The organism is Dietzia papillomatosis NBRC 105045, from assembly GCF_001570845.1.
GTDB classification, from domain to species: domain Bacteria; phylum Actinomycetota; class Actinomycetes; order Mycobacteriales; family Mycobacteriaceae; genus Dietzia; species Dietzia cinnamea.
Map to the genome: position 1 here is coordinate 30,248 of NZ_BCSL01000011.1, position 26,431 is coordinate 56,678.

Annotated in this window: 24 protein-coding genes and 1 riboswitch; of the genes, 11 read left to right on the plus strand and 13 right to left on the minus strand. The window is 71.5% G+C overall.

Features of this window, described 5'->3' with window-relative positions:
* The first annotated feature begins 19 nt into the window (after nt 1-19).
* Nucleotides 20-460, plus strand: a complete 441-nt coding sequence (locus DPA01S_RS05590; RefSeq protein ID WP_061228561.1) for an SRPBCC family protein — start codon at nt 20-22, stop codon at nt 458-460.
* Here DPA01S_RS05590 and aroD read toward each other — a convergent pair.
* Both aroD and DPA01S_RS05600 read right to left on the minus strand, forming a co-directional pair.
* Nucleotides 451-1,380: a type I 3-dehydroquinate dehydratase gene (aroD, locus tag DPA01S_RS05595; RefSeq protein ID WP_061228560.1), complete on the minus strand. Its 930-nt coding sequence runs from the start codon at nt 1,378-1,380 to the stop codon at nt 451-453. The genes DPA01S_RS05590 and aroD overlap by 10 nt on opposite strands.
* Before the next feature lie 38 nt (nt 1,381-1,418).
* On the minus strand, nt 1,419-1,901 hold the full coding sequence (locus DPA01S_RS05600) for a DUF4262 domain-containing protein (protein WP_061228559.1): 483 nt from the start codon (nt 1,899-1,901) through the stop codon (nt 1,419-1,421).
* 189 nt (nt 1,902-2,090) lie between these two features.
* Here DPA01S_RS05600 and DPA01S_RS05605 point away from each other — a divergent pair, with 189 nt between their 5' ends.
* Entirely contained in the window at nt 2,091-3,218 is a 1,128-nt protein-coding gene (locus DPA01S_RS05605) for a patatin-like phospholipase family protein (protein ID WP_061914484.1), read from the plus strand.
* Nucleotides 3,219-3,239: 21 nt separating this feature from the next.
* Here DPA01S_RS05605 and DPA01S_RS05610 read toward each other — a convergent pair whose 3' ends face one another.
* Nucleotides 3,240-3,839: a DUF732 domain-containing protein gene (locus DPA01S_RS05610; protein ID WP_061228557.1), complete on the minus strand. Its 600-nt coding sequence runs from the start codon at nt 3,837-3,839 to the stop codon at nt 3,240-3,242.
* A gap of 320 nt (nt 3,840-4,159) precedes the next feature.
* On the opposite strand from DPA01S_RS05610, the gene DPA01S_RS05615 reads away from it, so the two are divergent.
* Together DPA01S_RS05615 and DPA01S_RS05620 are read left to right on the plus strand one after the other, a co-directional pair.
* On the plus strand, nt 4,160-5,632 hold the full coding sequence (locus DPA01S_RS05615) for an FAD-binding oxidoreductase (protein WP_061914487.1): 1,473 nt from the start codon (nt 4,160-4,162) through the stop codon (nt 5,630-5,632).
* Nucleotides 5,633-5,688: 56 nt separating this feature from the next.
* Nucleotides 5,689-6,963, plus strand: coding sequence for a class I SAM-dependent methyltransferase (locus tag DPA01S_RS05620; RefSeq protein WP_061914561.1), 1,275 nt, complete (start codon nt 5,689-5,691; stop codon nt 6,961-6,963).
* A gap of 65 nt (nt 6,964-7,028) precedes the next feature.
* Here DPA01S_RS05620 and DPA01S_RS05625 read toward each other — a convergent pair whose 3' ends face one another.
* The 3 genes from DPA01S_RS05625 to DPA01S_RS05635 all read right to left on the minus strand — a co-directional run bounded on the left by DPA01S_RS05625 (nt 7,029) and on the right by DPA01S_RS05635 (nt 10,110).
* Nucleotides 7,029-7,895 carry an anti-sigma factor gene (locus DPA01S_RS05625; protein ID WP_061914490.1) on the minus strand — a complete coding sequence of 289 codons (867 nt, stop codon included), beginning with the start codon at nt 7,893-7,895 and terminating at the stop codon, nt 7,029-7,031.
* The gene (sigK, locus tag DPA01S_RS05630; protein WP_061914492.1) at nt 7,892-8,473 is read right to left on the minus strand and encodes an ECF RNA polymerase sigma factor SigK; all 582 of its coding nucleotides are present in this window, start codon (nt 8,471-8,473) and stop codon (nt 7,892-7,894) included. Before sigK ends, DPA01S_RS05625 begins: the two co-directional genes overlap by 4 nt.
* A 98-nt stretch (nt 8,474-8,571) precedes the next feature.
* A complete protein-coding gene (locus tag DPA01S_RS05635) occupies nt 8,572-10,110 on the minus strand; it encodes a molybdopterin-dependent oxidoreductase (RefSeq protein WP_061914496.1) in 1,539 nt (512 codons plus the stop codon).
* Nucleotides 10,111-10,260: 150 nt separating this feature from the next.
* Here DPA01S_RS05635 and DPA01S_RS05640 point away from each other — a divergent pair, with 150 nt between their 5' ends.
* Nucleotides 10,261-10,938 carry a fasciclin domain-containing protein gene (locus tag DPA01S_RS05640; protein ID WP_061914499.1) on the plus strand — a complete coding sequence of 226 codons (678 nt, stop codon included), beginning with the start codon at nt 10,261-10,263 and terminating at the stop codon, nt 10,936-10,938.
* A 117-nt stretch (nt 10,939-11,055) separates the two neighbouring features.
* On the opposite strand, the gene DPA01S_RS05645 is transcribed toward DPA01S_RS05640, so the two are convergent.
* Genes DPA01S_RS05645 through DPA01S_RS05655 form a run of 3 tightly spaced genes read right to left on the minus strand, consistent with a single transcriptional unit; the run spans nt 11,056 to nt 15,747 of the window.
* Nucleotides 11,056-12,873 carry an acyl-CoA dehydrogenase gene (locus DPA01S_RS05645; RefSeq protein WP_061914502.1) on the minus strand — a complete coding sequence of 606 codons (1,818 nt, stop codon included), beginning with the start codon at nt 12,871-12,873 and terminating at the stop codon, nt 11,056-11,058.
* A gap of 10 nt (nt 12,874-12,883) precedes the next feature.
* Nucleotides 12,884-13,798, minus strand: coding sequence for an SDR family NAD(P)-dependent oxidoreductase (locus DPA01S_RS05650; protein WP_061914505.1), 915 nt, complete (start codon nt 13,796-13,798; stop codon nt 12,884-12,886).
* A gap of 17 nt (nt 13,799-13,815) precedes the next feature.
* Complete coding sequence (locus DPA01S_RS05655; protein WP_061914508.1) at nt 13,816-15,747, minus strand: penicillin-binding transpeptidase domain-containing protein; 1,932 nt, start codon at nt 15,745-15,747, stop codon at nt 13,816-13,818.
* Nucleotides 15,748-15,830: 83 nt separating this feature from the next.
* Between DPA01S_RS05655 and DPA01S_RS05660 the strand changes: the two genes are divergently transcribed.
* Entirely contained in the window at nt 15,831-16,331 is a 501-nt protein-coding gene (locus DPA01S_RS05660) for a DUF4112 domain-containing protein (protein ID WP_061228548.1), read from the plus strand.
* A gap of 72 nt (nt 16,332-16,403) precedes the next feature.
* On the opposite strand, the gene DPA01S_RS05665 is transcribed toward DPA01S_RS05660, so the two are convergent.
* Nucleotides 16,404-17,507 (minus strand): hemolysin family protein, encoded by a 1,104-nt coding sequence (locus tag DPA01S_RS05665; RefSeq protein ID WP_232303031.1) that lies wholly within the window; start codon nt 17,505-17,507, stop codon nt 16,404-16,406.
* Entirely contained in the window at nt 17,504-18,862 is a 1,359-nt protein-coding gene (locus tag DPA01S_RS05670) for a hemolysin family protein (RefSeq protein ID WP_061914511.1), read from the minus strand. The genes DPA01S_RS05665 and DPA01S_RS05670 overlap by 4 nt, the downstream gene beginning before the upstream one ends.
* A gap of 225 nt (nt 18,863-19,087) precedes the next feature.
* Between DPA01S_RS05670 and DPA01S_RS05675 the strand changes: the two genes are divergently transcribed.
* Nucleotides 19,088-20,563: a peptide MFS transporter gene (locus DPA01S_RS05675; protein WP_061228546.1), complete on the plus strand. Its 1,476-nt coding sequence runs from the start codon at nt 19,088-19,090 to the stop codon at nt 20,561-20,563.
* Between the two features lie 93 nt (nt 20,564-20,656).
* Here the strand turns inward: DPA01S_RS05675 and DPA01S_RS05680 are convergent, their stop codons facing one another.
* On the minus strand, nt 20,657-21,919 hold the full coding sequence (locus DPA01S_RS05680) for a L,D-transpeptidase (protein WP_061228545.1): 1,263 nt from the start codon (nt 21,917-21,919) through the stop codon (nt 20,657-20,659).
* A gap of 197 nt (nt 21,920-22,116) precedes the next feature.
* Here DPA01S_RS05680 and DPA01S_RS05685 point away from each other — a divergent pair, with 197 nt between their 5' ends.
* From DPA01S_RS05685 to DPA01S_RS05695, 3 genes are all read left to right on the plus strand, one after another.
* Entirely contained in the window at nt 22,117-22,779 is a 663-nt protein-coding gene (locus DPA01S_RS05685) for an SDR family oxidoreductase (RefSeq protein ID WP_082767681.1), read from the plus strand.
* Nucleotides 22,780-22,799: 20 nt separating this feature from the next.
* Nucleotides 22,800-23,237 (plus strand): hypothetical protein, encoded by a 438-nt coding sequence (locus DPA01S_RS05690; RefSeq protein WP_061228543.1) that lies wholly within the window; start codon nt 22,800-22,802, stop codon nt 23,235-23,237.
* Nucleotides 23,238-23,333: 96 nt separating this feature from the next.
* Entirely contained in the window at nt 23,334-24,299 is a 966-nt protein-coding gene (locus DPA01S_RS05695; RefSeq protein WP_061228580.1) for an NADPH:quinone oxidoreductase family protein, read from the plus strand.
* Between the two features lie 43 nt (nt 24,300-24,342).
* Here the strand turns inward: DPA01S_RS05695 and DPA01S_RS05700 are convergent, their stop codons facing one another.
* Nucleotides 24,343-25,503 carry a pyridoxal phosphate-dependent aminotransferase gene (locus DPA01S_RS05700; protein ID WP_061228542.1) on the minus strand — a complete coding sequence of 387 codons (1,161 nt, stop codon included), beginning with the start codon at nt 25,501-25,503 and terminating at the stop codon, nt 24,343-24,345.
* A gap of 63 nt (nt 25,504-25,566) precedes the next feature.
* Here DPA01S_RS05700 and DPA01S_RS05705 point away from each other — a divergent pair, with 63 nt between their 5' ends.
* Nucleotides 25,567-26,073, plus strand: a complete 507-nt coding sequence (locus DPA01S_RS05705) for a Rieske (2Fe-2S) protein (RefSeq protein WP_232303032.1) — start codon at nt 25,567-25,569, stop codon at nt 26,071-26,073.
* Nucleotides 26,074-26,194: 121 nt separating this feature from the next.
* Nucleotides 26,195-26,350, plus strand: a riboswitch (FMN riboswitch).
* Nucleotides 26,351-26,431 lie beyond the last annotated feature (81 nt).

Below are 26,431 nucleotides of genomic sequence, written 5' to 3' on the forward strand. Positions count from 1 at the left end.
TGAGGGTAACTTCTCGGCCATGGCAGTGTCAGTGCAGTCCGTGACGACCATCGAGGCCGGGATCCCCGAGATCATGGCCGTCCTGGCCGACGTGGAGTCCCTCGTCGACTGGTCGGAGGCGCACCGCGCCGTGGAGGTCCGCGAGGCCGACGACGAGGGCTGGCCCATCGTGGTGTGGGAGAAGATCTCCCAGTACGGCATGACCGAGGAGATGGTCGTCCGCTACGAGTGGTACGACGGCGAGGTGAGCTGGACCCTCGAATCCGGGACCAACCAGAAGATGCAGAACGCGCGGTACTCACTCACCGACAACGGCGACGGGACCACCCGGGTCGTGTTCGACCTCGAGGTGGAGCTCAAGGCCAAGCTGCCGGGCATGGTCGTCAAGAAGGCCCAGAAGCACATCGCCGACGTGGCCACGGCCGGCCTGCGCGAGGAGGTCCTGCGCCGCTACGGCTGACCCGCACCCGGGTGCAGCAGGCCGAGAGCCGCGCGCACCCCGGCCGCGGGCAGCTGGCCCGGCGCCGAGGCCTCGCCCACGGTGGCGAACGTCGCGGCCGAGCCGAACGCACCGCCGCCGATCCGCGTGACCGCGCCCGGCGCCCCCATCGACATCGTGATCAGCGGGATCTCCGCCTCGCGATAGCGACGCTCGGTGGCGGCCAGCAGCGTCACCACGTCGGCCGCCGAGCGCGGCATCACGGCGATCTTGGCCACGTCCGCGCCCGCCTCCTCCATGGCGGCCAGGCGCGCGACGATCTCCTCGACAGGCGGGGTCGCGTCGAAGTCGTGGTTGGACGCCACCACGGCGACACCGTGGTCGTGCGCGGCGGCGATCGCCCGCGCCGCGAGTGGGTGCCGGTACTCCACGTCGACGGCCGCGGCGAGGCCGCTCGCCGCGAGCGTGTCGACGAGCCGCACGTAGAGCTCGTCGGACAGGGGCGCGCCGCCGCCCTCGGCGGTGGTGCGGAACGTCGCGAGGATCGGGGTGTCCGGCAGCGCGGCGGCCAGGGCGCCGAGGGCGGCCACCACCGGGACGGGATCGAACCCGCTCCCGGCGGCGTCGCGACCTCCCGCGGCGTCCGCCCCGACGGTGGCGGTGAACGGCTCGTAGAGGTCCACCCGCCACTCGATCAGGTCGAACGGCCGGGCGGCGCCCGCGGGGTCTTGGTCGTCCTCCGCCTCGTACGCCCGGATGTCCGCCACGCCGTCCTCGCCGGCTCCGGCGTCAACGCCGACTCCGGCTCCGACTCCGACGGCCCCGGCGCGGGCGCGCGCGAGTGCCTCGGCCTGTCGGCCGAGCTCGGAGCGGTCGCGCGCGGTGACCGGCACGATGATCGACGGCGAGTTCGCGTCCAGGTGCAGCGGAGTGCGGGGCATCCCTAGACCCTACGACGACCCGCGGGTAGCCTCGGCTGTCAGTCGCACACCTCGCACGGGCAGGGCCGACGCGCGGGGATCAGCTCGAGCGCGGAGAGGCCGCCGGTCCCGGCGGTGCGGTAGTAGCGCGCGGCCAGCACCAGCGTGCGCGACGGGCGCCGCACCGGCACGAGTTCCCAGGTCGGCCCGCCGGAGCCCTCGCACAGCAGGTGCCCGGCGTCGAAGACCTCCCCGGACAGGACGGTGTCACCCCACCGGGAGAGCAGTCCGGCGGTCTCCCGGGCGCTCAGCCCGCGGACCATCAGTTCCGGGTGCCCGACGCCTGTCAACCCGATCGTGTAGCCGAACCTCTGGTCCGGTGGTAGTGGTGCGGCCGTGCACTCCCCGCAGTCACACCCCTCGCCGATGTGGATGACGTGCATCCCGTGACGGTCGATGGCCGAGGCGATCCCGAGCATGGTCGGATCGATCGTCGCGGCGAGGCCGGAGCGGGAGGTGAGCGGGATGGCGGTGCGGGACATGGCTTCTCCTGATGGTGAGTCGTCCGGACTGTGGGTCCGATATCGAACAGGTGCTCGATACGGTGCAGACGGTAGATCGCGCCTACGACACGAACGGGTGACGATGAGGCCCGTGGCCGGCACGCGCCCGGTGCACACTGGTCACGACCGCGCGGGGATCGCGCGAAGACCGGGCAGGAGGGGGCATCGATGAGAGTGGCGTTGGCACTGGGATCCGGCGGGGCACGCGGGTACACGCACATCGGGGTGATCCGCGAGCTCGAGGCACGTGGGCACGAGGTCGTCGGCGTCTCCGGCGCGTCGATGGGCGCGATCGTGGGCGCGCTCTACGCGGCCGGGAAGCTCGACGACTTCGAGGACTGGGTGTGCGGGCTGACGCAGCGTGACGTCCTGCGGCTGCTCGACGTGTCCTTCGCCGGCGGCGGGGCCATCCGGGCCAACAAGATCATGGGCGTGATCGGCGCGATGCTCGGCGACGTCCGCATCGAGGACCTGGCCATCCCGTTCACCGCCGTCGCCACCGACCTTCGGGCCCGGCGCGAGGTGTGGTTCACCCGCGGGCCAGCCGACGTCGCCGTCCGGGCGTCGTTCGCCATCCCCAGCGTGATCACCCCGGCGCTCGTGGGCGGGCGGCTCATCATCGACGGCGGCGTCACCAACCCGGTCCCGCTGGAACCGCTCGCGCCGGTGAGCAGCGACCTGTTGCTGGCCGTGTCACTGACGGGCCGCCGGACCGGGATCCGGGGGTCGACGTTCGAGGAGAGCTCGGACCCCGATGAGGCGACGCCCGACGCGGAGCCGCGGATCGCCCGCAGGGGCCCCGGCGGCGGGGCGAGGCCGGCGGGACGGCTGGCCGGCCGGATCCGCACCGCGGCGGCGGACGTCCGCGACGCCGACCTGATCCGGCTCATCGCCGCCCGTTTCGGTCAGGACCCCGAACCCGATCCGGACGTCGCCGCCGTCGACGGGGTGGACGCCGGTGCGACCGTCACCGCTTCCGACGGCTCGGTCGGTGCGAAGACGCCGCGGCAGCTCTCCCACGAGGTCGAGGAGGCCGTGGAGCACGGCGAGGAGGAGGTGGCCGACGGCGACGAGGAGTCGCTTCCCGCTTCGCTGCGCATCTTCGACGTGGTCACGCAATCCATCGAGGCGATGGAGAGCATCGTGACGGCCTACCGCCTCGCGGGCAACCGCCCGGACGTGCTGGTCGAGGTGCCCTCCGACGCGTGCTCGACCTTCGACTTCCACCGGGCAGACGAGCTCATCGCTCTCGGGCGACGGTTGACCGCGGAGGAACTCGACCGGGCCGGCGTCTGAGACAGGGCCGGGTCTCCCGCGTCAGGCGCCGCCCCCGGCCTCGCCGACCTCGCCGCCCCCGCCCCCGTCACCCTCGCCGACCTGCGGCAGGTGGTGCGAGCAGAACGCCTTGACCGCCGCCGTGACCACGACGGGCGCCTCGGTGACCGGGGCGTCGGGGTGGGCGTCGTTGTACTGCCGGAGCACGTCGACGTAGCCGGTTCCGGCGTCGAGCGAGGCGCATGCGTCGCGGCCGCGGGCGAGATAGTCCTGCTCGTTCCCGGCGTCCACGCCCACCCGCCCGATGTCGCGCAGGAACTCCTCGTCCGGGTTCCCCGACCCGCCCTCGCCGCCCGTGGAGTCCTCGGGCTGCGGTTGGTCGCCAGTCGTGGCGTCGGGGTCGCCCTCGCCGTCGTCGCGCGTGGCGTCACCCACCGCGCTCGTGGCCTCGGCGGCGGCGGACCCCACCGCGCTGGTGGCCTCGCCGACCGCCTGCTCGGCGCTGCCCTCCTCGCCGCAGGCGCCGAGCGCCAACGCCAGGGCGGCGAGGCCCGACGCGGCGGCGACGGTGCGGGGACGGGAGGGGCCGGAACGGGCGGCGCGGGAGCGGGTGGGGCGAGCGGATCGGGATGCGGTGAACACTCGGGTCCTCCTCCGGAGACGGTGTGCGCACGCGGTGGTGTGCGCAGAATCGGTGTGCGCGAACGGCCCTCGAGGCCGACGTGTCCGAGAGGCTACGGGCCCGCGCGGGGGCGGGTGGCCCGGATCGCCCGATCGCCCGTGAGTGGTGTCACAATCGAGACGTGAACGAGATGGGTTTCGGGGAGTCGCGGGCGGCTGCCGCGAGCGGCTCGGATGCGTCTTAGGCCCGCCCGGGTGGAAGCCTGCGGCCTCGCCGGCGCCGTCCGCCCCCGCCACCCGATAGTCGGCGGGGGCCACCGAGCGCTACTAAGGTGTGACTCATGGGAACCGCCGTGAGTCTCGCCGAACCACTCGTCGTCGGTACCGAAAGCCACGCGCGCGGCGTGCAGCGACTCGTCGACAGCTTCCGGGCCGTGCCCGCCCACGAGCCCGTCCGGCTGGCCAAGTCCACGTCCAACCTCTTCCGCCCGCGCGCCTCGTCGTCGTCGCCCGGTCTCGACACCACCGGCCTCACGCGCGTCGTCTCCGTGGATCCCGACGCCCGCACCGCCGACGTCCAGGGGATGTGCACCTACGAGGACCTCGTCGACGCCACCCTGGCGTACGGACTGATGCCCTACGTCGTGCCGCAGCTCAAGACCATCACCCTCGGCGGCGCCGTGACCGGCCTGGGCATCGAGTCCACCTCGTTCCGCCTGGGCCTGCCGCACGAGTCCGTGCTCGAGATGGACATCCTCACCGGCACCGGTGAGATCGTCACCGCCCGCCCCGACGGCACCGATCGCGAACGCGCGCTCTTCCGTGGCTTCCCCAACTCCTACGGCTCCCTCGGGTACGCGGTGCGGCTGCGCATCGCCCTCGAACCGGTCAGCCGGTTCGTGGAACTGCGGCACGTGCGGTTCGACTCCCTCACCGCGCTTGAGTCGGCGTTGGCGCGGGTCAGTGAGTCGGGGACGTACGACGACGAGGAGGTCGATTTCCTCGACGGGATCGTCTTCTCGGCCGACGAGTCCTACCTCTGTCTGGGGCGGCGGACCGACCAGCCCGGGCCCGTCTCGGACTACTCGGGTGTGGCCGACAAGCAGGCGATCTACTACCGCTCCGTCCAACACGGCGGTCCCGCCGGCTCCGTGAAGCGCGACCGCCTCACCATCCGCGACTACCTGTGGCGCTGGGACACCGACTGGTTCTGGTGCTCGCGCGCGTTCGGCGTGCAGAACCCGCGGATCCGCCGCTTCTGGCCGCAGCAGCTGCTGCGCTCCTCGGCGTACTGGAAGATCATCGGCCTGGACCACAAGTACGACCTCGGCAACAAGATCGGTGCCCTCAAGGGCGAAGGGCCGCGCGAGCGGGTGGTGCAGGACGTCGAGGTGACGATCGACCACACCGCCGAGTTCCTCGACTGGTTCCTGCGCGAGGTGCCCATCGAGCCGCTGTGGATCTGCCCGCTGCGGCTGCGGGAGTCCACCCCGGCGCCGGGCCCGGACGGCGAGCCGGCGTCCGACCGTCCGTGGCCGCTGTACCCCCTGGCCCCCGACACCACCTACGTCAACATCGGTTTCTGGTCCTCGGCGCCGATCGAGCCCGGGATGGCCGAGGGCGCGTGGAACCGGCGCATCGAGGAGGAGGTGTCCCGGCTCGGCGGTCACAAGTCGCTGTACTCGGAGGTCTTCTACTCCCGCGAGGAGTTCGCCCAACTCTACGGCGGCGACCACGCGGGCCGGCTCAAGACGGAATTCGATCCCGAGGGCCGGTTCGCGACCCTCTACGAGAAGGCGGTGGATGCACGGTGACCACGACGAGCGCGGGGACCGCGGAGCCCGCGGGTGCGGCGAGCGCAGCGGGCAGGATGACGATCGGCGAGATCATCGGAGCCTTCGCCACCGGTGAGCCGCCGCTGCGGATCGAGGCGTACGACGGGTCCGCGATCGGCCCGGCGGAAAGCCGACTGGTGCTACGCCTGAAGAGTGAGAAGGCGCTGCAGTACTTCGTCACCGCCCCCGGCGACCTCGGCCTGGCCCGCGCCTACCTCATGGGCGAGCTGGAGATCGACGGCGTGCACCCCGGGGCGCCCCACGACGTGTTCGGCGCGCTCGAGGTGTTCCGCAAGCACATGACCCGCACGCCCGACGCCAGAACGCTCGCGCGGATCGCCCGGTCCGTGGGCACGGAGAACGTCCGGTTCCTGCCCATCCCGCCGATGGAGGTCAAGCCCGCGTGGAAGCGCGTCCTGTCCGGGATGCGGCGGCACTCCAAGGAGCGGGACTCCGAGGTGGTCAGTTACCACTACGACGTGTCGAACCGCTTCTACGAGTGGATCCTCGGACCGTCCATGACGTACACGTGCGCCTGCTACCCGGACGCCGACGCGTCGCTCGAGGCGGCGCAGGAGAACAAGTACCGGCTGGTGTTCGACAAGCTCGGGCTCAAGGCGGGGGACCGGCTGCTCGACGTGGGCTGCGGCTGGGGCGGCATGGTCCGCTACGCCGCACGCCGCGGCGTGAAGGTGATCGGCGTGACCCTGTCCAAGGAGCAGGTCGAGTGGGGCCGCGCCGCCATCGAGGCCGAGGGGCTGGGCGACCTGGCCGAGGTCCGGCTACAGGACTACCGCGACGTGCCCGAGCGAGACTTCGACGCCGTGAGCTCGATCGGCATCACCGAGCACATCGGCCGGAAGAACTACCCCGACTACTTCGCCAAGTTGCACGGATATCTCAAGCCGGGTGGGCGGCTGCTCAACCACTGCATCACCCGGCCGGACAACGTCGGCAAGGTCAAGGCCGGGCAGTTCATCGACCGCTACATCTTCCCCGACGGCGAGCTCGCCGGCGCCGGCACCGTGCACCTCGAGGCGGAGAACGCCGGGTTCGAGGTGGTACACGAGGAGAACCTGCGCCAGCACTACGCGTTCACCCTCCGCGACTGGTGCACCAATCTCGTCGAGCACTGGGACGAGGCGGTCGAGGAGGTCGGCGAGCCCATGGCCAAGCTGTGGGGCCTGTACATGGGGGCCTGCCAGTACGGGTTCGAGCACAACAAGATCCAGCTGCACCAGATCCTCGCCGTGCGCCTGGACGAGCGCCAGACCTGGGACGTGCCGCTGCGGCAATGGTGGCAGGCCTGAGCGACTGACCCCCGGCGAGAGGGTGAGCCGGCGGGCCGCCTATGCGGCCCGCCGACCCCACCGGGTCACTGGAGGTCGAGCGCGAGCAGGACCTGACCGGTCGGCGCCGGCGAACCACCCGCGGGCTCCTCGGTGATGCCGATCTGCTCTGAGTCACGGATGCCGTCGATCCGGGCCGAGGGCGACGGGCCGACCTCACCGGACTCCATGGTTCCCGCGGAGATGGGCTCGTGATCGCCCATGAGCCACAGCTGGTAGGCGCGGCCCTCCGGCGGGGCGGGGAGGTCCGTCATCGAGATGACGGCCATGTCCGCCGACTTCGACGCCAGCACGGTGGCGGTTCCGGTCCCGCCGACCTGGCCGCGGACCACCGCGAGATCCTCGGCCGCCAACAGTGAGGTGACCTGACGCGGCATCGTCCCCGAGGGGGGCGCGGCGGTGGGTAGGTTCTCAGACCCGGTCCCGTCGGTGAGGCGGCCGATCATCACACCACCGACCAGCAGCACCACGGCGGCCGCGGCGACCGCGAGGAACGTCAGTAAACCGGGCCGTCGGCGCTCGCGTTCGCGACTCAGGTCGATGACGTCCGCACCCCCGTCGGCGTCCCGCCCGGAGCCGCGGCGGTCGCCCGGACCGACGGGCCCGGTGGGGCCGGACGGCGAGGAGGTCGCCGCCAACTCGAGGATGCGCTCCCGCAGGTGCGCGGGCGGCGCGGTGTCGAGACCGGCGTCGGCCACGAGTCCGGCCATGACCTCGCGGGTCGAGGCGATATGCGCGAGCATCGACGTCCGATCCTCTGGCGCGGCATCCACCAGCGCGGCCTCGACGGCGTCGGCCTCGTGCTCGGGCAGTGCGTCCAGGGCGTAGAGGTCGAGGTCCTCGGGGCGGACGCTGTCAGGGGTCGACGGGTGATCGTGGTGACGAACGCTCATGACAGCTCACCTCCCAGGCAGTTCTTCAGGCGACGGAGTCCGTCGCGGATTCTCGATTTGATGGTGGGTAACGCGGCGCCCAGTCTCTCGGCGACCTCGCGGTAGGTGTGGCCGGAGAAGTACGCCATCTCGATGGACTCGCGCTGGTTGTCAGTCAGCGTCTCCAGGCACCTGCGCACCTCGGCGGCCTCCTCGTCGCGCGAGATCTGCTCCGTGACCTGGTCGGCGACGTCGCCTCCGTGGATGGTGCCGGTGGCGGCGTCGACCTCGTCACGTCGGGCGGCCGAACTCTCGGAGCGGACGCGGTCGACGGCCCGGCGGTGCGTGATGGTCAGCACCCAGGACTGGACGGACCCCAGCGAGGGCCGGTAGTCGGCCACCTGCTTCCAGACCTGCAGGAACACCTCCTGCACCGTCTCCTCGGCGTACCCCGGATCGCGCAGGACCCGCAGGGCGAGCCCGTAGACGCGTGGGGACATGAGGTCGTAGAAACGACCGAAGGCCTGGAGATCACCGGACGCGGCCAGCTCGAGCAGGCTCCCCGGGTCGGTCAGCGGCGGGGCGGCTGGCTCGGACACGGAGACCAGTCTAGTGCCAGCCGGCTCGTGACCGCGCGACGGCGGCGCGGGTGGTCGACCCGGTGGCCGCGCCGACGGTCTGCGGGTGACCTGGAGGGTCATGCCGCCACCACCCGGAACGTGCGGTTGTGCCAGCCGGTGGCGCCGCTGGGTACGGGATCCCTGCGCTCCTCAGGCTGGACCTCACCGGTCGAGTCGGTGGCCCGGACGTGGAGGGTGTGCAGGCCCGGTTCGGCGTCCCAGACCCACGACCACATGCGCCACGTGTCCACCGAGTACTCGTCCGCCAGTTGGGCGTCCTGCCACGGCCCGTCGTCGACCCTCACCTCCACCCGGTCGATGCCGCGGCGCTGCGCCCCGCGGTCGGTCCAGTACGCGCTGGCACGGTCGAAGCGCGTGACCTCCCAGTCCACGACCCACTTGGTGGCCGAGACGTACCCGTACAGGCCGGGGACCACCTGGCGGACGGGGTAGCCGTGCTCGAACGGCAGCGGCTCGCCGTTGATCCTCACTGCCAGCAGGGCGTCGCGGCCGTCCGTCAGAGCCTCCAGTGGCGTCCCGGCGGTCCAGCCGTCGACCGACGTCGACAGCAGCATGTCTGCGCCGGGCAGGGGCCCCGACTCGGCGAGCAGGTCGGCGATGGGGAACCCGGTCCAGGTCGCGGTCCCCACCAGATCCCCGCCGACCTCGTTGGACACGCAGGTCAAGGTGACGATGCGGTCGCGTGCCTCGCGGTCCACGAGCGCCTGCCAGTCGAGCTCGATCTCCCGCTCGACCATCCCGTGGATCCGCAGCCGCCACTCCGTGGTGCTCAGGGACGGCACGCGAAGGGCGGTGTCGATGCGGTAGAACTCGGCGTTGTCGGTGAGGAACGGTGTCACGCCCGGCGCGTCGGGCACGACGCCCGGCGGAACCGGGGCGGCCGCGTTGCGGGCGAGTACCCGCGGCAGTCGCAGACCGGTGCGTTCGGCGACCGCGTCGGCGGCGCGGCGGGTCAGGGCGATGCCCGTGGTGCCGGCGGCCGCGATGACGGCGACAGCGGACCCGGCCAGGACGAGGAAGCGTCGGCGGTCGGGTGCGGGCCGGTCGCCCAGCCGCGCTCCGGGCTGCGGCGTCGGCGCCGACGGTGGCGTCGACGCGGGCGGCCCCGCCTCCGAGGAGGTGGCTGCGGACGGTCGGGACCCGGCCTCTGCCGTGAACAGGGTCCCGATGAGGGCTCGGAGCGCCACGACGGCGACGACCACGCCGAGCAGGGTCGGTACGGCCCACAGCGGCCCGGCAGACGGGCGGGCCAGCGCCGCCACCATGCCGACGAGGCCGAAGACGACCAGGACGGCGCTCCCGGCGGGACGACGCGGACGCTCGACGAGGCCCGCCACCACGCCCGTGACGAGGAGGATGGCCGCCAGGCCGAGCATCAGCGCGGGCTTGTCCGCGGTGCCGAGCGCGTCGATCGTCACCTCGCGCACGGCCGCCGGTGCGCGGTCGACCACGGAGTCGGCGACCGCGAGGAACGGGGACGAGCCCGGGGCGACGAATCCCGCCATGGCGTGCCCCACCGCGACGGCGAGGCCGGTGGCGAGGAGGCCCGAGGCGGCCCGAGCGACCGCCCTGGGTCGTTGCTCTGTGCTGTCCATGCCAGGAGTTCGGAGCCGGGGTCTCGGTGGACCGGTACGAAACAAATTCCCTACGGCACCCATCCGGACCGGATGGCCCGCCGAAGCACTGGTGACCCACTGCACAGAGTCCCGCCAACTCGGCGGGGCCCTACCGAAAGGAAACGCACCATGGGCATCACGATCTCCCGGCGCGTCGCGTCGATCGCCGCGGCCGCCGCGGTCTCCGGTCTCGTCCTCGCCGGCTGCTCGAGCGACGAGGGAAGCGATACGGAGAACACCGCCGAGGGCACCGCCACCTCGGTCATGACCACCACGTCGGCGAGCGAGACCTCCACCATGGAGTCGAAGCCTGCCGGCATGCTCGTCGGCGCGGGCTGCGCGGACTACGCCGAGGCCAACCCGGAGGGTCCGGGTTCGGTCGAGGCGATGGCGATGGAGCCGGTCGCCACCGCCGCCTCCAACAACCCGTTGCTCACCACGCTCACCTCGGCCGTCTCGGGCGGGGTGAACCCGGAGGTCGACCTCGTCGACACCCTGAACAGCGGCGAGTACACCGTGTTCGCCCCGATCGATGACGCCTTCGCGCAGATCGATGAGGCCACTATGCAGTCGCTGCAGACCGACGCCGACCTGCTCACCGGCATCCTGACCTACCACGTGGTGGAGGGTCAGGCCGCGCCCGATCAGGTCGTCGGCGAGCACACCACCCTCAACGGTGCGCAGCTCGAGGTCACCGGATCCGGTGACGAGCTCATGGTCAACGGCGCGGGCGTCGTCTGCGGCGGCGTCCAGACCGAGAACGCCACCGTCTACCTCATCGACCAGGTCCTCATCCCCGAGGAGTGAGCAGACCGGCGTCCGGTGCCCTGAACACCCCGCCGAGGGCATCAGTGGGAGCCCTGAACTCCCACGCAACGCGACCCGGGCCCGGGCCGACACCACGTCGGTCCGGGCCCAGTCGCGTCAGAACCAGTCGTCGCGCATGTCCAGCGTCGTGCGGTCGCCGGCGGCCAGCAGGTCGAACTTGGCGTCGACGATCGGCAGCTCGCGGCGCAGGAAGTACTCGGCCGCCTTGAGCTTGCCGGCGGCGAAGGCGTCGGCGCCGGCACCGCCCGCCACCCGGTCACCCAGCGCGAGCAGCTGCTCGATCCAGATCCACGCGATCACCACGTGGCCGGTCGCCTCGAGGTACTCGGTGGCGTCGGCGAGGAACGCCTCCGGGTCGGTCGCGCCGACCTCAGCGAGCGAAGTGGTGACCTCGATGAGCCGGGTGACGCGCGGGCGCAGCAGCGAGGCCAGCTCGGCGACGACCCCGCCGGCCGCGGCCGCCCGATCGCAGCTCTGGGTGATCCGCCCGGTGAGCGCGGCCAGCCCGGCGCCGCCGCCGGCGAGGACCTTCCGGCCGAGCAGATCCTGCCCCTGGACGCCGTGGGTGCCCTCGTGGATAGGGTTGAGGCGGTTGTCGCGGTAGTGCTGTTCGACGTCGTAGTCGATCGTGTACCCGGCCCCGCCGAGCACCTGCACCGCCAGCTCGTTGGCCTTGAGGCACCACTGCGACGGCCACGATTTGGCGATCGGGGTGAGGACGTCCAGTAGCGTCTTCGCGGCCATCGACTCCTCCGGTGAGCCCGTCTTCTCGTCGTCGACCAGTCTCGCGCAGTACAGGCCCAGCGCCAGCGCGCCCTCCACGTACGATTTCTGGGCGAGCAGCATCCGCCGCACGTCCGTGTGACGGGTGAGCATCACCTGCGGAGTCGACGGATCGGCGCCGGCGGGCCGGCCCTGGGGCCGGTTTCGTGCGTAGTCCAGCGACTTGAGGTAGCCGGTGTAGCCGATCGCGGTGGCGCCCAGGCCCACGCCGAGCCGGGCCTCGTTCATCATGGTGAACATCTTCTTGAGGCCGGTGTTCTCCTCGCCCACGAGGTACCCGACCGCGCCCGGCCGCCCGCCGGGGGTGTGTATGCCCTGCCCGAGGGTGGGCATGGTGTTGACCGTGCCGCGGAAGCCCATCTTGTGGTTGAGGCCGGTGATGACGATGTCGTTGCGCTCACCGAGCGAGCCGTCGTCGTCGACGAGGTACTTGGGCACGATGAACAGGCTGATGCCGCGGGTGCCGGCGGGGGAGCCGGGCACCTTGGCCAGGACGAGGTGGACGATGTTCTCGGCCATCTGGTGTTCGCCGCCGGAGATCCACATCTTCTGGCCGAACAGGCGGTAGGTACCGTCGGGCTGCGGCTCGGCGCGGGTGGTGATGTCGGCGAGGTTGGAGCCGGCGTGCGGCTCGGACAGGCACATCGTCCCCGTGTACCGGCCCTGGATCATCGGCTCGACGTACGTCCGGATCTGCTCGTCGGAGCCGTGTGCGAGCAGCAGGTTGGCGTTGCCGGTGGTGAGCAGCGGATAGGCGGCCGTGGAGATGTTGGCCGCGTAGAACCAGGCCATGCACGCCAGGTACGCGGTGTAGGGCAGTTGCATGCCGCCGACCCGCTCGTCCATCGCCGCGCCCACGAGGTCGGCCTCGGCGAACTTCGCCAGCGCCTCGCCGATCTCGGGGATGAGCTCGACCTCCTCGCCCACGAGGCGGGGCTCGGTGAGGTCGGCCTTGCGGAAGTGGGGCGCGAAATACGTCTCGGCGAGCTCGGCCGACAGGTCCAGCACGGCGTCGATCGTCTCGCGGGAGTGGTCGGCGTAGCGCTCGCGCCCGGTCAGCTCGGACACCCGCAGCCAGTCGTGCAGGAGGAAGTCGAGGTCGGCGCGGGACAGGAGGTGGGAGGGGGTCATGCCGCACAGGTTACTCGCGGGTGGCGCGCGCGAACTTCCGACCCATCTCGGTCATCGTCTTCTCGTAGGCGGCGGGCAGGAGCCGCTTGCCTCGGTAGGACTTCCGCGCCTCGGGGTCGGGGAGGATGAGGAACCGCCCGGCGTCGAGTCCGGTCATGACCTCGGCGGCGATCTCGGCGGCGCCGCGTTCGGAGCGGTCGATGAGCTTGCTCGCGAACCCGCTGGCGGCGGGGTCGGAGGAGTTGAGGCTCGAGGCGAGGTTGGTGCGGAAGAACGACGGGCAGATCACGGACACGTCCACGCCGAACGGCTCGAGTTCCCAGCGCAGGCTCTCGGAGATCGCCACGACGGCGGCCTTGACGGCGGTGTAGGAGGACATGGTGGGCGGGTGCACGAGCCCGGCGAGGGAGGCGGTGTTGACGATCCGACCGCTGTTCTGCGCCTTGAGCATCGGCACGAACGTGCGGCAGCCGCGGGCCACGCCGAGCAGGTTGATGTCGACGATCTGCCGCCAGTCGTCCTCGGTGAGCATCTCGATGCGCCCGCCCTGGGCGATGCCGGCGTTGTTGACCAGCACGTCGAGGCCGCCCCAGATCGACTCGACCTCGGCGCGCGCGGCCTGCCACTCGTCCTCCGAGCGCACGTCGAGGCGCAGGTAGCGGGCGTCGGCGGGGATCGTGTCGGGCCGGGCGTCGGTGGGGGCGACGTCGGTGACGATCACGCGGTCACCGCGTTCGAGGAACGCGGTGACCAGCGCCAGTCCGAGTCCGGAGGCGCCGCCGGTGACGAGGACGCGACGGTGGGTGTCGGTGGGGGAGGGGGACGACGACGAGAAGGGCAGTCGATCCAGCCCGGGCAGCGGCAGAGCGGACAGGGAGACCGCGGGCAGGGAGAGTGCGGGGAGGGGGACCTTGGGCAGGCGCATGAGCCGAAACTACCGGTTCAGCGCGCCGGCAGCGGGGCCGGTTGCCCCGCGGCGCCGAGGAAGTCGGCGGCCATCTCCACCGCCGGGGCCGAGGAGTCGGCGCCCTCGATGAGCACCGCCACGGCGATGTCGCCGGTCGATCCCACGAACCAGCCGTGCGACGGGCCGCTGCCGACCTCGGCGGTGCCGGTCTTGCCGATCAGCCCCGGGATCGAGTTCGCGGCAGTCGCGGTGCCGCTGCGCACGACCTCCTCCATGTAGCGGCGCAGGGTGTCCACGACGCCCGGCGGCAGCGGCTCGGGGGAGTCATTGGCCACCGCGGGCATCCCCGCGACGACCTGCGGCAGGATCATCCGCCCACCGTTCGCGACCGAGGCCTGCATGACGGCCAGGCCGAAGGGGCTGGCCAGCACCTCGCCCTGCCCGATCGACGCTTCGACACGCGCCGGGCCGCGCTCGGTGACGGGCACCGAGCCGGTGAACCACGACGAGCTCATCCCCGGGCCGGAGAACCCGACGCCCAGGCCCAGCTGCGCGGCCGTGTCCTTCATGGCGGTCGGCTCGAGCCGGTCGCTGATGACGGCCTGGCTGGTGTTGCAGGAGCGGGCGAACGCGGTCTCCATGGGCACCTCGCCCAGCGCGAAATCGCTGTCGTTGGGGATCGTGCGGCCCGAGACGGTGATCGAGGCCGGGCACGGCACGATCTCGTCGGGACCGACGGCGCCGGACTGCAACGCGGCGGCCGTGGTGACCACCTTGAACGTGGAGCCGGGCGGGAAGCGGCCCTCGAGCGACACGGGTCCCTGCTGGTCGGCGGCGGAGTTCTGCGCCACGGCCAGGATCCCGCCGGTCGAGGGCTGGATCGCGACGATCGACGCCGCCAGCCCGGTGCCGGCCACCGCGTCCGCCGCGGCCTGCTGCACGGATATCTGGACGGTGGAGACGAGGTCCTCGACCTCCCCGACCGGCGCGCTGCCGAGCTCGATCGGTTCGACGCCCGGGTTGACGATCTCTGCACGCCACCCGCCCTCGGCCTGCAGCGCCGCGAGCCACGCGTCGGGCAGTCCGTCCAGCACCGGGGAGCGGAGCTCGCGGTCGGTGCGGATCAGCTGGCCCTGTTCGGGCAGGCTCACGCCGGGGACCGCGGCGAGTCGCTCGCGGATCGGGTCGATGTCGCTGGGCCGCAGCGCGACCACCTGGTACGGCTGGTCGCCGGCCTGCGCCATGCCGTCGCGGATCGACTGCCCGGTGATGGTCGGGGCGGCCGCGCTCACCAGGGCCGCGACCGCGTCGGCGCTCCCGGCGGCGTCGGGGGCGAGCGTCACCGCCGTGACCGGAGTCCATTGCAGCAGCGGCGCGCCCGTCCGGTCGAGGACGGACGTGTCGTAGTCGAGGATTTCGGAGAACGCCAGGTAGCCACCCGGTTCGAGACGGGTGTCGAGGATAGTCGGCGCCCACTGCACCTTCCACTGGTCGTCCACCTTGGTCGTGGCGGCCTCACCCGTGGTCGTGACCACGCGCGGGGCGGGCGACGGCTCACCGCCCCCGCCGGCCGGGTCGGCGCCGCCCTCGTCGTCGTCACCCTCACCCCCGCCGCCTCCGGCGACGCCCATGTCCCACGTGATCTCCACGGGCACGGGGTCCTTGTCGGGGCGCCGGTCCCCCTCGGGCGTGTCGATCGTCAGGGTCGGCGTGAACCCCATCGACTCGATGTTCGCGGCGAGCGTCTCCTCCGCGGCGGCCGGGTCGGTGGTCATCGCGGCCGCCCCGGCGACGTCGCCGGCCTCGAGCGCGGAGAGGAACTGCTGGAGCTCGTCGGAGCCGGTGTCCCCGGTCAGCGCCGCGCAGCCGGTTCCCCCGAGGGCCACGGTCAGCACGGCGGCGACCACACCGGAGGCGGTGCGGCCGCGCCGACGGCGGGTCGTGCGGAAGGCGGGCGCGGTCGTCATCTCTCCACGAAACCAGATTCCGGCCGCGTCCGCCCGTCGTGTGGTCGGCGCCGCCGCCGGTCCGCCACGTACCCTCGGGCCACATGAGCGACAGCCGCCCCGCGCGGGCACCCGCCGACCGTCCGGGCGCCTCGCCGGTGACCGCCGGCCTCGCGCGAGTCCTCGACGACCTCGTCCGGGTGCCGGGCACCAACTACCGCGTGGGGCTGGACCCGGTGATCGGCCTCGTGCCGGTGGTGGGTGACGCGGTGGGCACGGTGGTCGCCGCGGCCGTGTTCGCCGAGGCCGTGCGCAATCGCATCCCCGTCCACCTGCTGTTCCGCATGGGGTGGAACTACCTGGTCGACGCCGCGCTCGGCGTGGTGCCCCTCGTCGGCGACGTCGCCGACGTCGCGCACAAGGCCACCTCCAAGAACCTGCGGCTGGTGGACCGCGCCATCGCCGAGGGGCGCCGCGTGGACACCGACGCCCGCGGCTACCTGCTGCGGGCGATCGGCGCCGTGGGGCTCATCCTGCTGGTGCTCCTCGGCCTGGTGGGCCTGGCGCTGTGGGGACTGCTCAGGCTCATCGGCCTGGTGTTCTGACCCGCGCCGCGCCGACGGGGAACGCCCCCGGGAGGCCAGTCCTCCCGGGGGCGTGTCGTCGCGGTGCGTGGGTCAGGCCGAGGTGACCGGCAGGAGGCGCCGGACCACGTCGTCGAGCGTGAGGACGCCCCGCACCTCGGAGACGTGGGTGCCCGGGTGCCCGCCGGACTGTTCGACGACGACGAGGTGGGCGCGCGCCTCACGCATCCTGCGGAACGCCTCGGCGACCGTCAGATCGTGCTCGAGGGACAGGCTCGGCCGCATGAGTTCCCGGGCCGTGGCGTCGCCGTCGACGTTGATCGCGTCCCGCGCGTGGACCACGCCGACCGCGGTGTCGTCCTCGAGGACCAGCAGGCGCAGATGGCCGGTGCGGCGGGCGGTGTCGCGGATCTCCTCCGGGCCCGCGTCGACGCCGACCGAGGACATCTCCTCGGGCGCGGCGGGCTGATCGAGGTCGCGCTCGCCGAGCAGGTCGCCCACGGTGAGCTCCTGCAGCTCGAGGGCGCTGAGCAGCTGGCGCTGATGGGTGTCGTCCAGGGTCCCCGCCTCACCGGAGTGCCGCACGAGCTCACGCAGCGAGTCGGCGTCCTGGCCCGCGGCGACCTCGTCCACGGCCTCGACCCCCAGCCGGTGCAGGATGTTGTTCGCCATGGCGTTGAGGGCGACCAGGAGCGGACGGGTGAGCCAGAGGAACGCCCGCATCGGAATCGCCAGCAGGGTGGCCGAGTACTCGGGGTGGGTGATGGACCACGACTTGGGGGCCATCTCGCCCACCACGAGGTGCAGGAACGTGACGATGATCAGCGCCAGGATGAACGCGATGACGTCGGCGGTCCACAGCGGGAGCCCCCACCCGGCGAACACCGGGGTGAGCCAGTGGTGCACGGCGGGCTTGGTGATGGAGCCCAGCGCCAGCGCGCACAGCGTGATACCGAGCTGGGCGCCGGCGAGCAGGAGCGTCAGCTCGGACGCGTTCTTCAGGGCCGCGCGGGCGGCGGCACTGTGCGCGGCGTCGTCCTCGAGCCTGTGCCGGCGGGCCGAGATGAGCGAGAACTCGACGGCCACGAAGAACGCGGACGCCGCGATGAGCAGGACGGTCGCTAACAAGACGACCCAGGGATTGCTCATCACCCCACCGTCGGCGTCGGCGGCGAGCAGGGTGGTGGTGGGAGTCATCGTGCGGCCTCCTCGACCACGACGTGCAGTTCCGCGGGGACGCGGCGTTCGATGCGGCGGACCTCGGTGCGCAGGACGCGGTCGGTGGAGATCTCCTCGAGGACGTCCGTGTCCGGCAGCGGGATGTCGACGCGGGCGCCGACGTCCGGCAGGTCACCGATCGTCTCGATGACGAGTCCGCCGAGTGTCTCGGCGTCGACCTCGGGGAGGGTGATGTCGAGGAGGCGCTCCACCTCGTCGAGGTGCGTGTCGCCGGTGAGGACCCAACCCAGCCCCTCACTGACCGGGACGTCCGCGGCCTGCGGGTCGTGCTCGTCCGCGATCTCGCCGACGATCTCCTCGGCCATGTCCTCCATGGTCACGACGCCGGCGAATCCACCGTACTCGTCCACGACCACGGCCATCTCGGAGCCCTGGGCGCTCAGTCGGGCCGCCACCTCGGGTAGCGGCAGTGACGCTGGCACCCGGAGCGGGGCGCGCATCACCGTCGACACCTGGGTCAGCGAGCCGTCGGTGTCGTCGTCACAGAGCACGAGGAGGTCATGCAGGTCGACGATGCCGATCACGTCGTCGGAGTCCTCGCCTACGACCGGGTAGCGGGTATGTCCCGTCGCCATCTTGGCCAGGACCGCGTCGACGGAGTCCTCGGCCCGGACGACGTCCGTGCGCGAGCGCGGGATCATCGCGTGCTCGGCGGGCTGACCGGGAAAGTCGAGCATCCGGTCGAGGAGCCGACTGAGCTCGGGGGAGAGTTCGCCGGCCTCGCCGGACTCGGCGACGATGTGCTCGAGGTCGCGGGCCGTGGCCGAGTGCTCCTTGTCGTGCACGGGCTCGATGCCGACCGCCTTGAGCAGCGCCACGGAGGCCTTGTCGAACAAGCCGATGAGCCAGCCGAACACGGCGAGGTAGATGGCGGTGGACCGGGCCAGCCACCGGGCCACGGGCTCGGGCCTGGCGATCGCGAGGTTCTTCGGCACGAGCTCACCGAAGATCATCTGGACCACGGTCGAGAACAGCAGTGCCAGGATCGTGCCCACGCCCACGCCGACGGCCTGCGGCACCGAAGCCAGACCGAGGAGGTCACCGATCGCCCGGCCGATGAGCGGCTCGGCGACGTACCCCACGACGAGGGTCGTGACGGTGATCCCGAGCTGCGCGCCCGAGAGCATGAACGACGTGCGTCTGGTGACGCCGAGGACCCGCTCGGCGACCGGGTCGCCCTTCTCGGCCGCCGCCCCCATGCGGGAGCGGTCGACGGCCATGAAGGCGAACTCCTGGGCCACGAAGTAGCCCGTCAGCGCGGTGATCGCCAGTACGACCACGACGCCCACTAGTAGTGAGAGCGCGATGCTCATCCGGTGTGCCCCCTTCCGTGAAGGGGGCTGGTAGATCGGGCCGGGGTGTCGGCTCGGCTCACTGGAGGTGCTCCTGCGCTCATCGGGTTGCACCCCGGGCCGGTCGCCCGAGGGTTGATTTCTCCGATTGTCCTGTCCCGGGTGGGAAATGTCGACTCCCACCTGTGGGGCGAGATCGACGGCACAGTTTGTCCCGCAGGAAAAGCAGGAGTAGCACTGTCTGTCATGACAACTCGGAATGCCGAGGTGGCTCTCGCCGATACGGACCGCAGGTTCTTCGGCCATCCACTCGGATTGGCGAACCTGTCGGGTATCGAACTGTGGGAGCGTTTCAGCTTCTACGGCATGCAGGGCCTGCTGGCGTACTACATCTACTACGCGGTCGCGGACGGTGGCCTCGGGTACTCCGAACAGATCGCGGCGTCGATCGTCGGTGCTTACGGCGGTCTGGTCTACGCCTCCGCGATCCTCGGCGGCTGGATCTCGGATCGCCTGTTCGGCGCCGAACGGACCCTGTTCGGGGCGGCCGTGCTCATCATGCTCGGCCACCTGTCCCTGGCCCTCGTGCCGGGCCCCGTCGGGCTGGGGATCGGCCTCGTGTTCGTGGGCGTCGGCGCCGGCACGCTCAAGGCCACCACCTCGACCGTGGTCGGCGACATGTACCGGCGGACGGACGACCGGCGTGACGCCGCGTTCTCCATCTACTACATGGCGGTGAACATCGGTGGCCTCACCGGCCCGCTGATCACCGGGGTGCTGTGGCACGCCAATGGATTCCACTGGGGATTCGGCGCCGCGGCGGCGGGAATGGCGATCGGCCTCATCCAGTACGTCGCGGTGCGTGGCGCCACGCTCAAGGGCGTCGGGGCCGTCGTGCCCGACCCGCTCCCGCGGCCGCAGCGGGTCCGGGCCCTGGTCATCGGCGTGGTCGTGGTGGTGCTCGTCGCGACAGCGCTGGCCCTGGGCCTCATTCCGCTGGAATCCCTGGCGGACATCGTCACCGCGATCGCCGTGGTGGGCGCCGTCGCACTGTTCGCGCTGCTGATCACCAGCCCCAAGACGCAGCCCGACGAGCGAAGCCGGGTCGTCTCGTTCATCCCCATGTTCATCGCGTCGGTGGCGTTCTGGGCGCTCTTCCAGCAGCAGTTCACGGTGATCGCGATCTACTCGGACCAGCGTCTCGACCGCAACCTGGGTGGCTGGGAGATGCCGGCGAGCTGGGTCCAGTCCATCAACCCGCTGTTCATCATCATCTTCGCCGCGGTCTTCGCGACCCTGTGGGTCAAGCTCGGCAGCCGTCAGCCCTCGAGCCCGATCAAGTTCGCGCTCGCGAACCTCATCATGGGCATCGCCTACCTGGTGTTCCTGTTCTTCGTCGGCAGCGTCGCGACGCCGCTGCTCGGCATCGTCGGTATCCTGTTCCTGTTCACCATGGCCGAGCTGCTGCTCTCGCCGGTCGGGCAGTCGCTGTCGACCAAGCTCGCACCGGAGGCCTTCAAGACGCAGATGGTCGCGCTGTTCTTCCTCAGCGTCTCCATCGGCAGTGCGCTGTCCGGCGTGCTCGCGGGGTACTACGACCCGAACGACGCCGGGGCTGAGCGCAACTACTTCCTGGTGCTCGGCGTCGCGTCGATCGTCCTGGCCGGGATCATCGCCGCGCTGTCGCCGTGGATCCGCAAGAACATGATGGGCGTGCGCTGACGCACCTCTGACTCATCCCCTGACACGACCGCGGCCACCGAGGAGATTCTCGGTGGCCGCGGTCGTATCAGGATCCGGCCGGGACGGCGGTGTTCAGTCGGCCGAGCCGGTCTGCCAGACCTCCCATGGCACGGACCAGTCGCCGTTCTGCCAGACCTCCAGCTCGGGCCCGCCGGTGCCGCGGACCTCGACGACGTCCCCGGTGACCGCCTGGTCGAAGTACCACTTCGCGTCAGCGGGGGAGAGGTTGAGGCAGCCGTGCGAGGTGTTGGTGTTGCCCTGGGCCCACATCGACGACTCCAGGGCGTGGAAGTAGATCCCGTCGTTGGAGATGCGCACGCCGTGGTCGACGGTGACCCGGTAGCCGGCGGACAGGGGCAGGCCGTAGGTCGTGGAGTCCATCAACACCGAGCTGGACTTGTCCAGGACGGTGTAGGTCCCCGGCTGGGTCCAGAAATGCATGGTCACGCCGCCGTACGTGGCCCAGCCGCCCTTGCCCATGGAGGTGGGCATGGTCTTGAGCAGTTCGCCGTTGCGGTACACGGAGACCGTCTTGGTCGCGTCGTCGGCGATCGCGATGCGCCGGTCGCCGATAGTGAAGTCGGCTTCCGCGCCGGCACCGCCCCACTGGTCGCCACCGAGGTCGCGCCCCTCGGTGTCGAGTTCGACCCGCACTCGGGTGCCGGTCTCGTAGTAGTCCTTCGGACGCCAGTGTGCCGAGGAGTCGTCGGCCCAGAACCAGTTGCCCTCCACCTCGGGCGAGGTGGTGACCTTCATGTGTTTCTCAGCTTCTTCGCGGTCAGCGATGGGCTGGTCGAACTTCGCCACGATGACGATTCCGACGCCGTACTCACGGTCCGACTGCAGGGTCCCGCCTCCGGTCGTGGTCAGGGTCGGGGTCACGACGGCCGCCGGGTCGGCCATGCTGAACGTCCGTGTGTCCGTCCTGGTCCCGCCGACCGCACCCTCGTAGGTGATCTCCAGGGTGTAGGTGCGCCCGAACCCGAGTGTGACGGCCGGCTCCCACTCCGATCCGTCACGCGAGATTTCGCCCTCGATCTGCTTGCCGGCGTCGTTGGTGAGCACCGCGTTCGTGATGGTGCCGTTCTCGACGGTGGCCCGGACGCCGTCGACCACGGCGACGTCAGTGGCGCCGTCGGCGGGGACGACCTCCAGTGCCGCCGGGGCGGGCGCCTGCGCACTGGGCTCGGTGGGGGTCGTCTCCCCGGCGGAGCCCGTGGGCACCGGGATGGTGCACCCGGCGACGACGAGGATCAGCGCGAGCAGTCCGGCGAGCAGGGCGAGGGGGCCCGTCACCGCCGGAAGAGAGGGGGTTTCAGACCTGGACAGGGACATGCATCAACTCCGAAGCGACAAGCGTGGGGCAGCCGGTGAATCACGGCTTATGTCGACATGATGCACTCCGTGTCCGACACGGAGCGAATCCGAAACGGCCGGCCGCCCACTCGTTGTGGAGTTGTGACCGTCGTGGGGCCCGCGCGATGGCGGAAGCCGGTCGGCGGGGATGCGTTCGGACGGGTACAACGGAGGCCATGAGTATCGATCGACCAGTGACCATCATCGGCGGCCACGGCAAGGTCGCCCTCCGCACGGCCCGGATCCTGTCGGACGCGGGCGCGGAGGTGCGCTCGGTGATCCGCAACCCGGACCACGCCGACGACATCCGGGCGGCGGGCGCCACCCCCGTGGTGGCGGACGTCGAGAAGCTCGACGTCGAGGGCCTCCGCGAGGTCGTCCGCGGCAGCGGCTCCGTCGTCTGGTCCGCCGGCGCGGGCGGCGGCAATCCCGACCGCACCTACGCGGTAGACCGCGACGCGGCGATCCGCTCGATGGACGCGAGCGTCGCCGAGGGCGTGGAGCGCTACGTCATGGTGTCCTACGACGGCGCCGGACCCGATCACGGCGTGCCGGAGGACAACGCGTTCTTCCCGTACGCCGAGGCCAAGGCGGCGGCCGACGCCCACCTGCGCGAGTCCGATCTGCAGTGGACCATTCTGGGGCCCGGCGCGCTGACCGACGAGCCCGGTGGCGAGACGATCGGGATGGGAGCGGACAAGCGCGAGGACCGGGCGACCAGTCGGGACACGGTCGCCGAGGTCGTCGCCGCCGTCCTGCGCCGGCCCGACACCGTCCGCCGCACCATCGAGTTCTCCGACGGGGACACCCCGATCGGCGAGGCCCTGACGAGGGACTAGCGCCGCGTTATCCTCACCGGATGAGGATCCTGGTGGGAGGTTCGTGGATCACCGTGATCTGCGCACTGCTCACCGCGTCGTGGAGCGTCCCGCAGTACATCATCACAGACACCGTCACGCTCAACTCCCATCCGTTGTTCGTGGTGCTGTTCTTGTTCCCGGCGCAGATCGGCGTGCCGGTGTGCCTGTTGGTGGCGCTCAACTCGCTGCTGATGGGCCTCCGTCGTCAGCTCACCACGATGCCGCGGCGGTTCCTCGCGGGAGGCCAGCTCGTGACGGTCATCCTGCTGGGGATCTGCGCGGCACTGCTGATCTCGCCCACCGCATTCGGTCGGGAGTTCATCGTCATGGCGCTGGCGTTCCAGGTGGGCCAGGTGCTGGTCGCGTTCGGGCTGGTCCTGCACCTGCTCCGCCGGCGTCGTCATCGCCGTGCGGCGGAGGGCGCCGGCGTCGGCTGAAACGTCCGGCGCGCGCGTCGGCTGAACCCTCCGGCGCGCGCGTCGGCTGAGCCGAGCGGGGCACGCGCGCAGTGGTGGGCTGACACTATGGATCGCATGCGTGCCATCCACATCTCCAGCCATGACGGACCCGCCGCCCTCGAGGTGGTCGATCTTCCTGAGTCGGAGCCCGGCGCGGTCCTGATCGACGTCCACGCCGCCGGCGTGACGTTCCCCGAGGTGCTCCAGACCCGTGGCAGGTACCAGATCTCGCCGCCTCTGCCCTTCATCCCGGGCTCGGAGGTCGCGGGCGTGGTGCGGTCCGCGCCCGAGGGATCGGGATTCGCCGCGGGGGACCGCGTGTGCGCGTTCCCCGGTCTGGGTGGCTTCGCCGAGGTTGTGGCGACCGAGCCGTCCCAGGTGTTCCACCTGCCGGAGAACCTCAGCTTCGTCCAGGGCGCGTCGATCCCGATGAACGTGCTCACCGTCCACTTCGCGCTGGCCCACCGCGGTCGGCTGCAGCCGGGCGAGACGGTGCTCGTGCACGGCGCGGGCGGCGGGATCGGTATCGCCGCCACCCAGTTCGCCACCGCCCTGGGTGCCCGCGTCATCGCGGTGGCCTCCACCGAGGAGAAGCGGGAGCTCGCTCGCAAGGCCGGCGCGACCGATGTCATCGCGCCGGAGGGGTTCAAGGACGCCGTGAAGGAGCTCACGGGCGGTCAGGGCGTCGACATCGTCGTCGACCCCGTAGGCGGTGACCGGTTCACCGACTCCATCCGCGCGCTGGGCCAGGAGGGGCGGATCCTCGTCATCGGCTTCACGGCAGGCGAGATCCCCACGGTCAAGGTCAACCGCCTGCTGCTGGGTAACAAGAGCGCGGTGGGCGTCGGCTGGGGCGAGTACTGGATGTCCAACCCCGGCTACCTGCAGAAGCAGTGGGCCGAGGTCGAGCCGCTGCTGGCCTCGGGCCGGCTCGACCCTCTCGTCGGTGCGGAGTTCCCGCTCGAGAACGCCGCCGAGGCGCTCGAGCTCATGGACGGCCGCGGCGCGGTGGGCAAGATCGTCCTGACCACCGGCCGCTGACCCGGGCCCGCGTCGCGGCGGCCGGGTGCTGCGCCGGGCGGCGTCAGCGCGCCAGGGCCCGCAACCGCCGCCCGGCCTCCGCGAGCACCTCGGGTCGCTTGCAGAACGCGAACCGCACCAGGTGCGACCAGTCGTCGGTGAACGCGTCGGTGAACGGCGCGAACGGCACCGCCGCCACCCCGACCTTCTCGGGCAGCTCGAGGCACCACGCCGCCGCGTCGGTCACCCCGAGCGGGCCCGGGTCGGCGGTCAGGAAGTAGGTGCCCTGCGCGACGACGAGGTCGAACCCGACTCCCGTGAGGATCCCCGCCAGCTCGTCCCGCCGGTCCTGCATGTCCTTCCGGAGCGTCGCGATCCATTCCTGCTCGTGGCGCAGCGCGTGCGCGACCGCCGGCTGTAGCGGCGAGGCGACGGTGAAGCTCATGTACTGACGCGCGGTGCGCGCCCCCTCGACGAGATGCGCCGGCCCGGTGAGCCACCCGATCTTCCAGCCCGTGCAGTTGAGCAGCTTCCCCGCGCTGGAGATCCGCAGCGTCCGCTCCGCCATCCCGGGCAGCGTGGCGATCGAGACGTGTTCGACCCCGTCGTAGGTGAGGTGGGAGTACACCTCGTCGGAGATCGCGATCGCGTCGAACTCGCGGCACAGGGCCGCGATCTCCTCGAGGTCCTCACGCGGCAGCACGGCGCCCGTGGGATTGTGCGGCGTGTTGACCAGCACGGCCCGCGTCCGCGGCGAGAACGCGTCCCGCAGCGAGTCCACATCGAGTCGGATATGGCCGCCCGAGCGGATCAACCGCGCGGCGCGACGAGTGGCCCCGGCCATCGCCACCGCGGCCACGTAGGAGTCGTAATACGGCTCGATGACGACCACCTCGTCGTCGTACTCCACCAGGCCCACCACCGCGGCGGCGATGGCCTCCGTCGCGCCGACCGTCACCAACGTCTCGGTGTCCGGATCGTGCACCAGGCCGGTGCGCGCCGTCTCGTCGGCGACGATCGCGTGACGCAGCTCGGGGATCCCCGACCCGGGAGGGTACTGGTTGTGGCCGTCGCGAAGCGCCCGCACCGCCGCCTCGATCATCGACTCCGGCCCGTCCGTGTCCGGGAAGCCCTGGCCCAGGTTGATCGCGTCGAACTGCGTTGCCAGGCGCGAGACCTCGGTGAAGATCGTCGTGGCGTGGGGCGCGAGTCTGCGGACCGTCATGGGGGAAGCCTAGGTGTGTTGACGGCGCCGGTGGCCGCGGGCCGGGCCGATACGATGGGCGGCATGTCCGAGCCCTTCTCCGCCGCCCCCGCTCCGATCGGTACCTCCCCCGCCCGTGCCAGCGGTGCCCGCTCCACCACGGTCGGCCCGTGCACGCAGCGCCGGGCCGTGCTGGCGGCCCTGCCCGGGATCATCCTGCTGCCGGGCATCGCCTCCGCGTGCGGGATGACCGAGCCGGCCCAGCCGCCGTCGACCGTGCAGCAGACCACCACGGTGGCCGCGACCACCATCCCGGCCGCCGAGATCCCCGTCGGCACGGCCAAGCAGTTCAAGGCCGGCGACTCGACGGTCATCGTGGCCCAGCCCACCGAGGGCGAGTTCGTCGCCTACTCGGCGCGCTGCACCCACCAGGGCGGTGTCGTGCAGGTGATCGAGGGCATGACGCTGCGCTGTCCGCTCCACGGCGCCGAGTACGACGCCACCGACGGCCGCAACACGCTCGCCCCCGCGCCGCGTCCACTCGACGTCGTGCCGGTCAGCGAGTCCGGCGGACAGCTCGCCCTCGGCTGACGCTGACTGGAGCCGGTCGACGCCGGCCTACGACCCCGCGGCTTGCGGTGCATCCCGGGGCGGGGCGCGGCGCGGCCCCGACGCGGGTTGCGGCGCGGCCGCGTTCAGGGGTACAACAGGAACACGTTCTCAGGGCGGGGTGAAACTCCCTACCGGCGGTGATGTCGTCGACCCCATGGTCGGCGGCGAGCCCGCGAGCGCCCCGCACGCGCGGGGGTCAGCAGACCCGGTGTGATCCCGGGGCCGACGGTCATAGTCCGGATGGAAGAGAACCTCGCGTCACCCGATGCGGACCCGGCCGGCGACGGTCGTGGCCGGGCGGGCGTCGTGGCACAAGCCCTGGGCCGTCTGTGTAGAG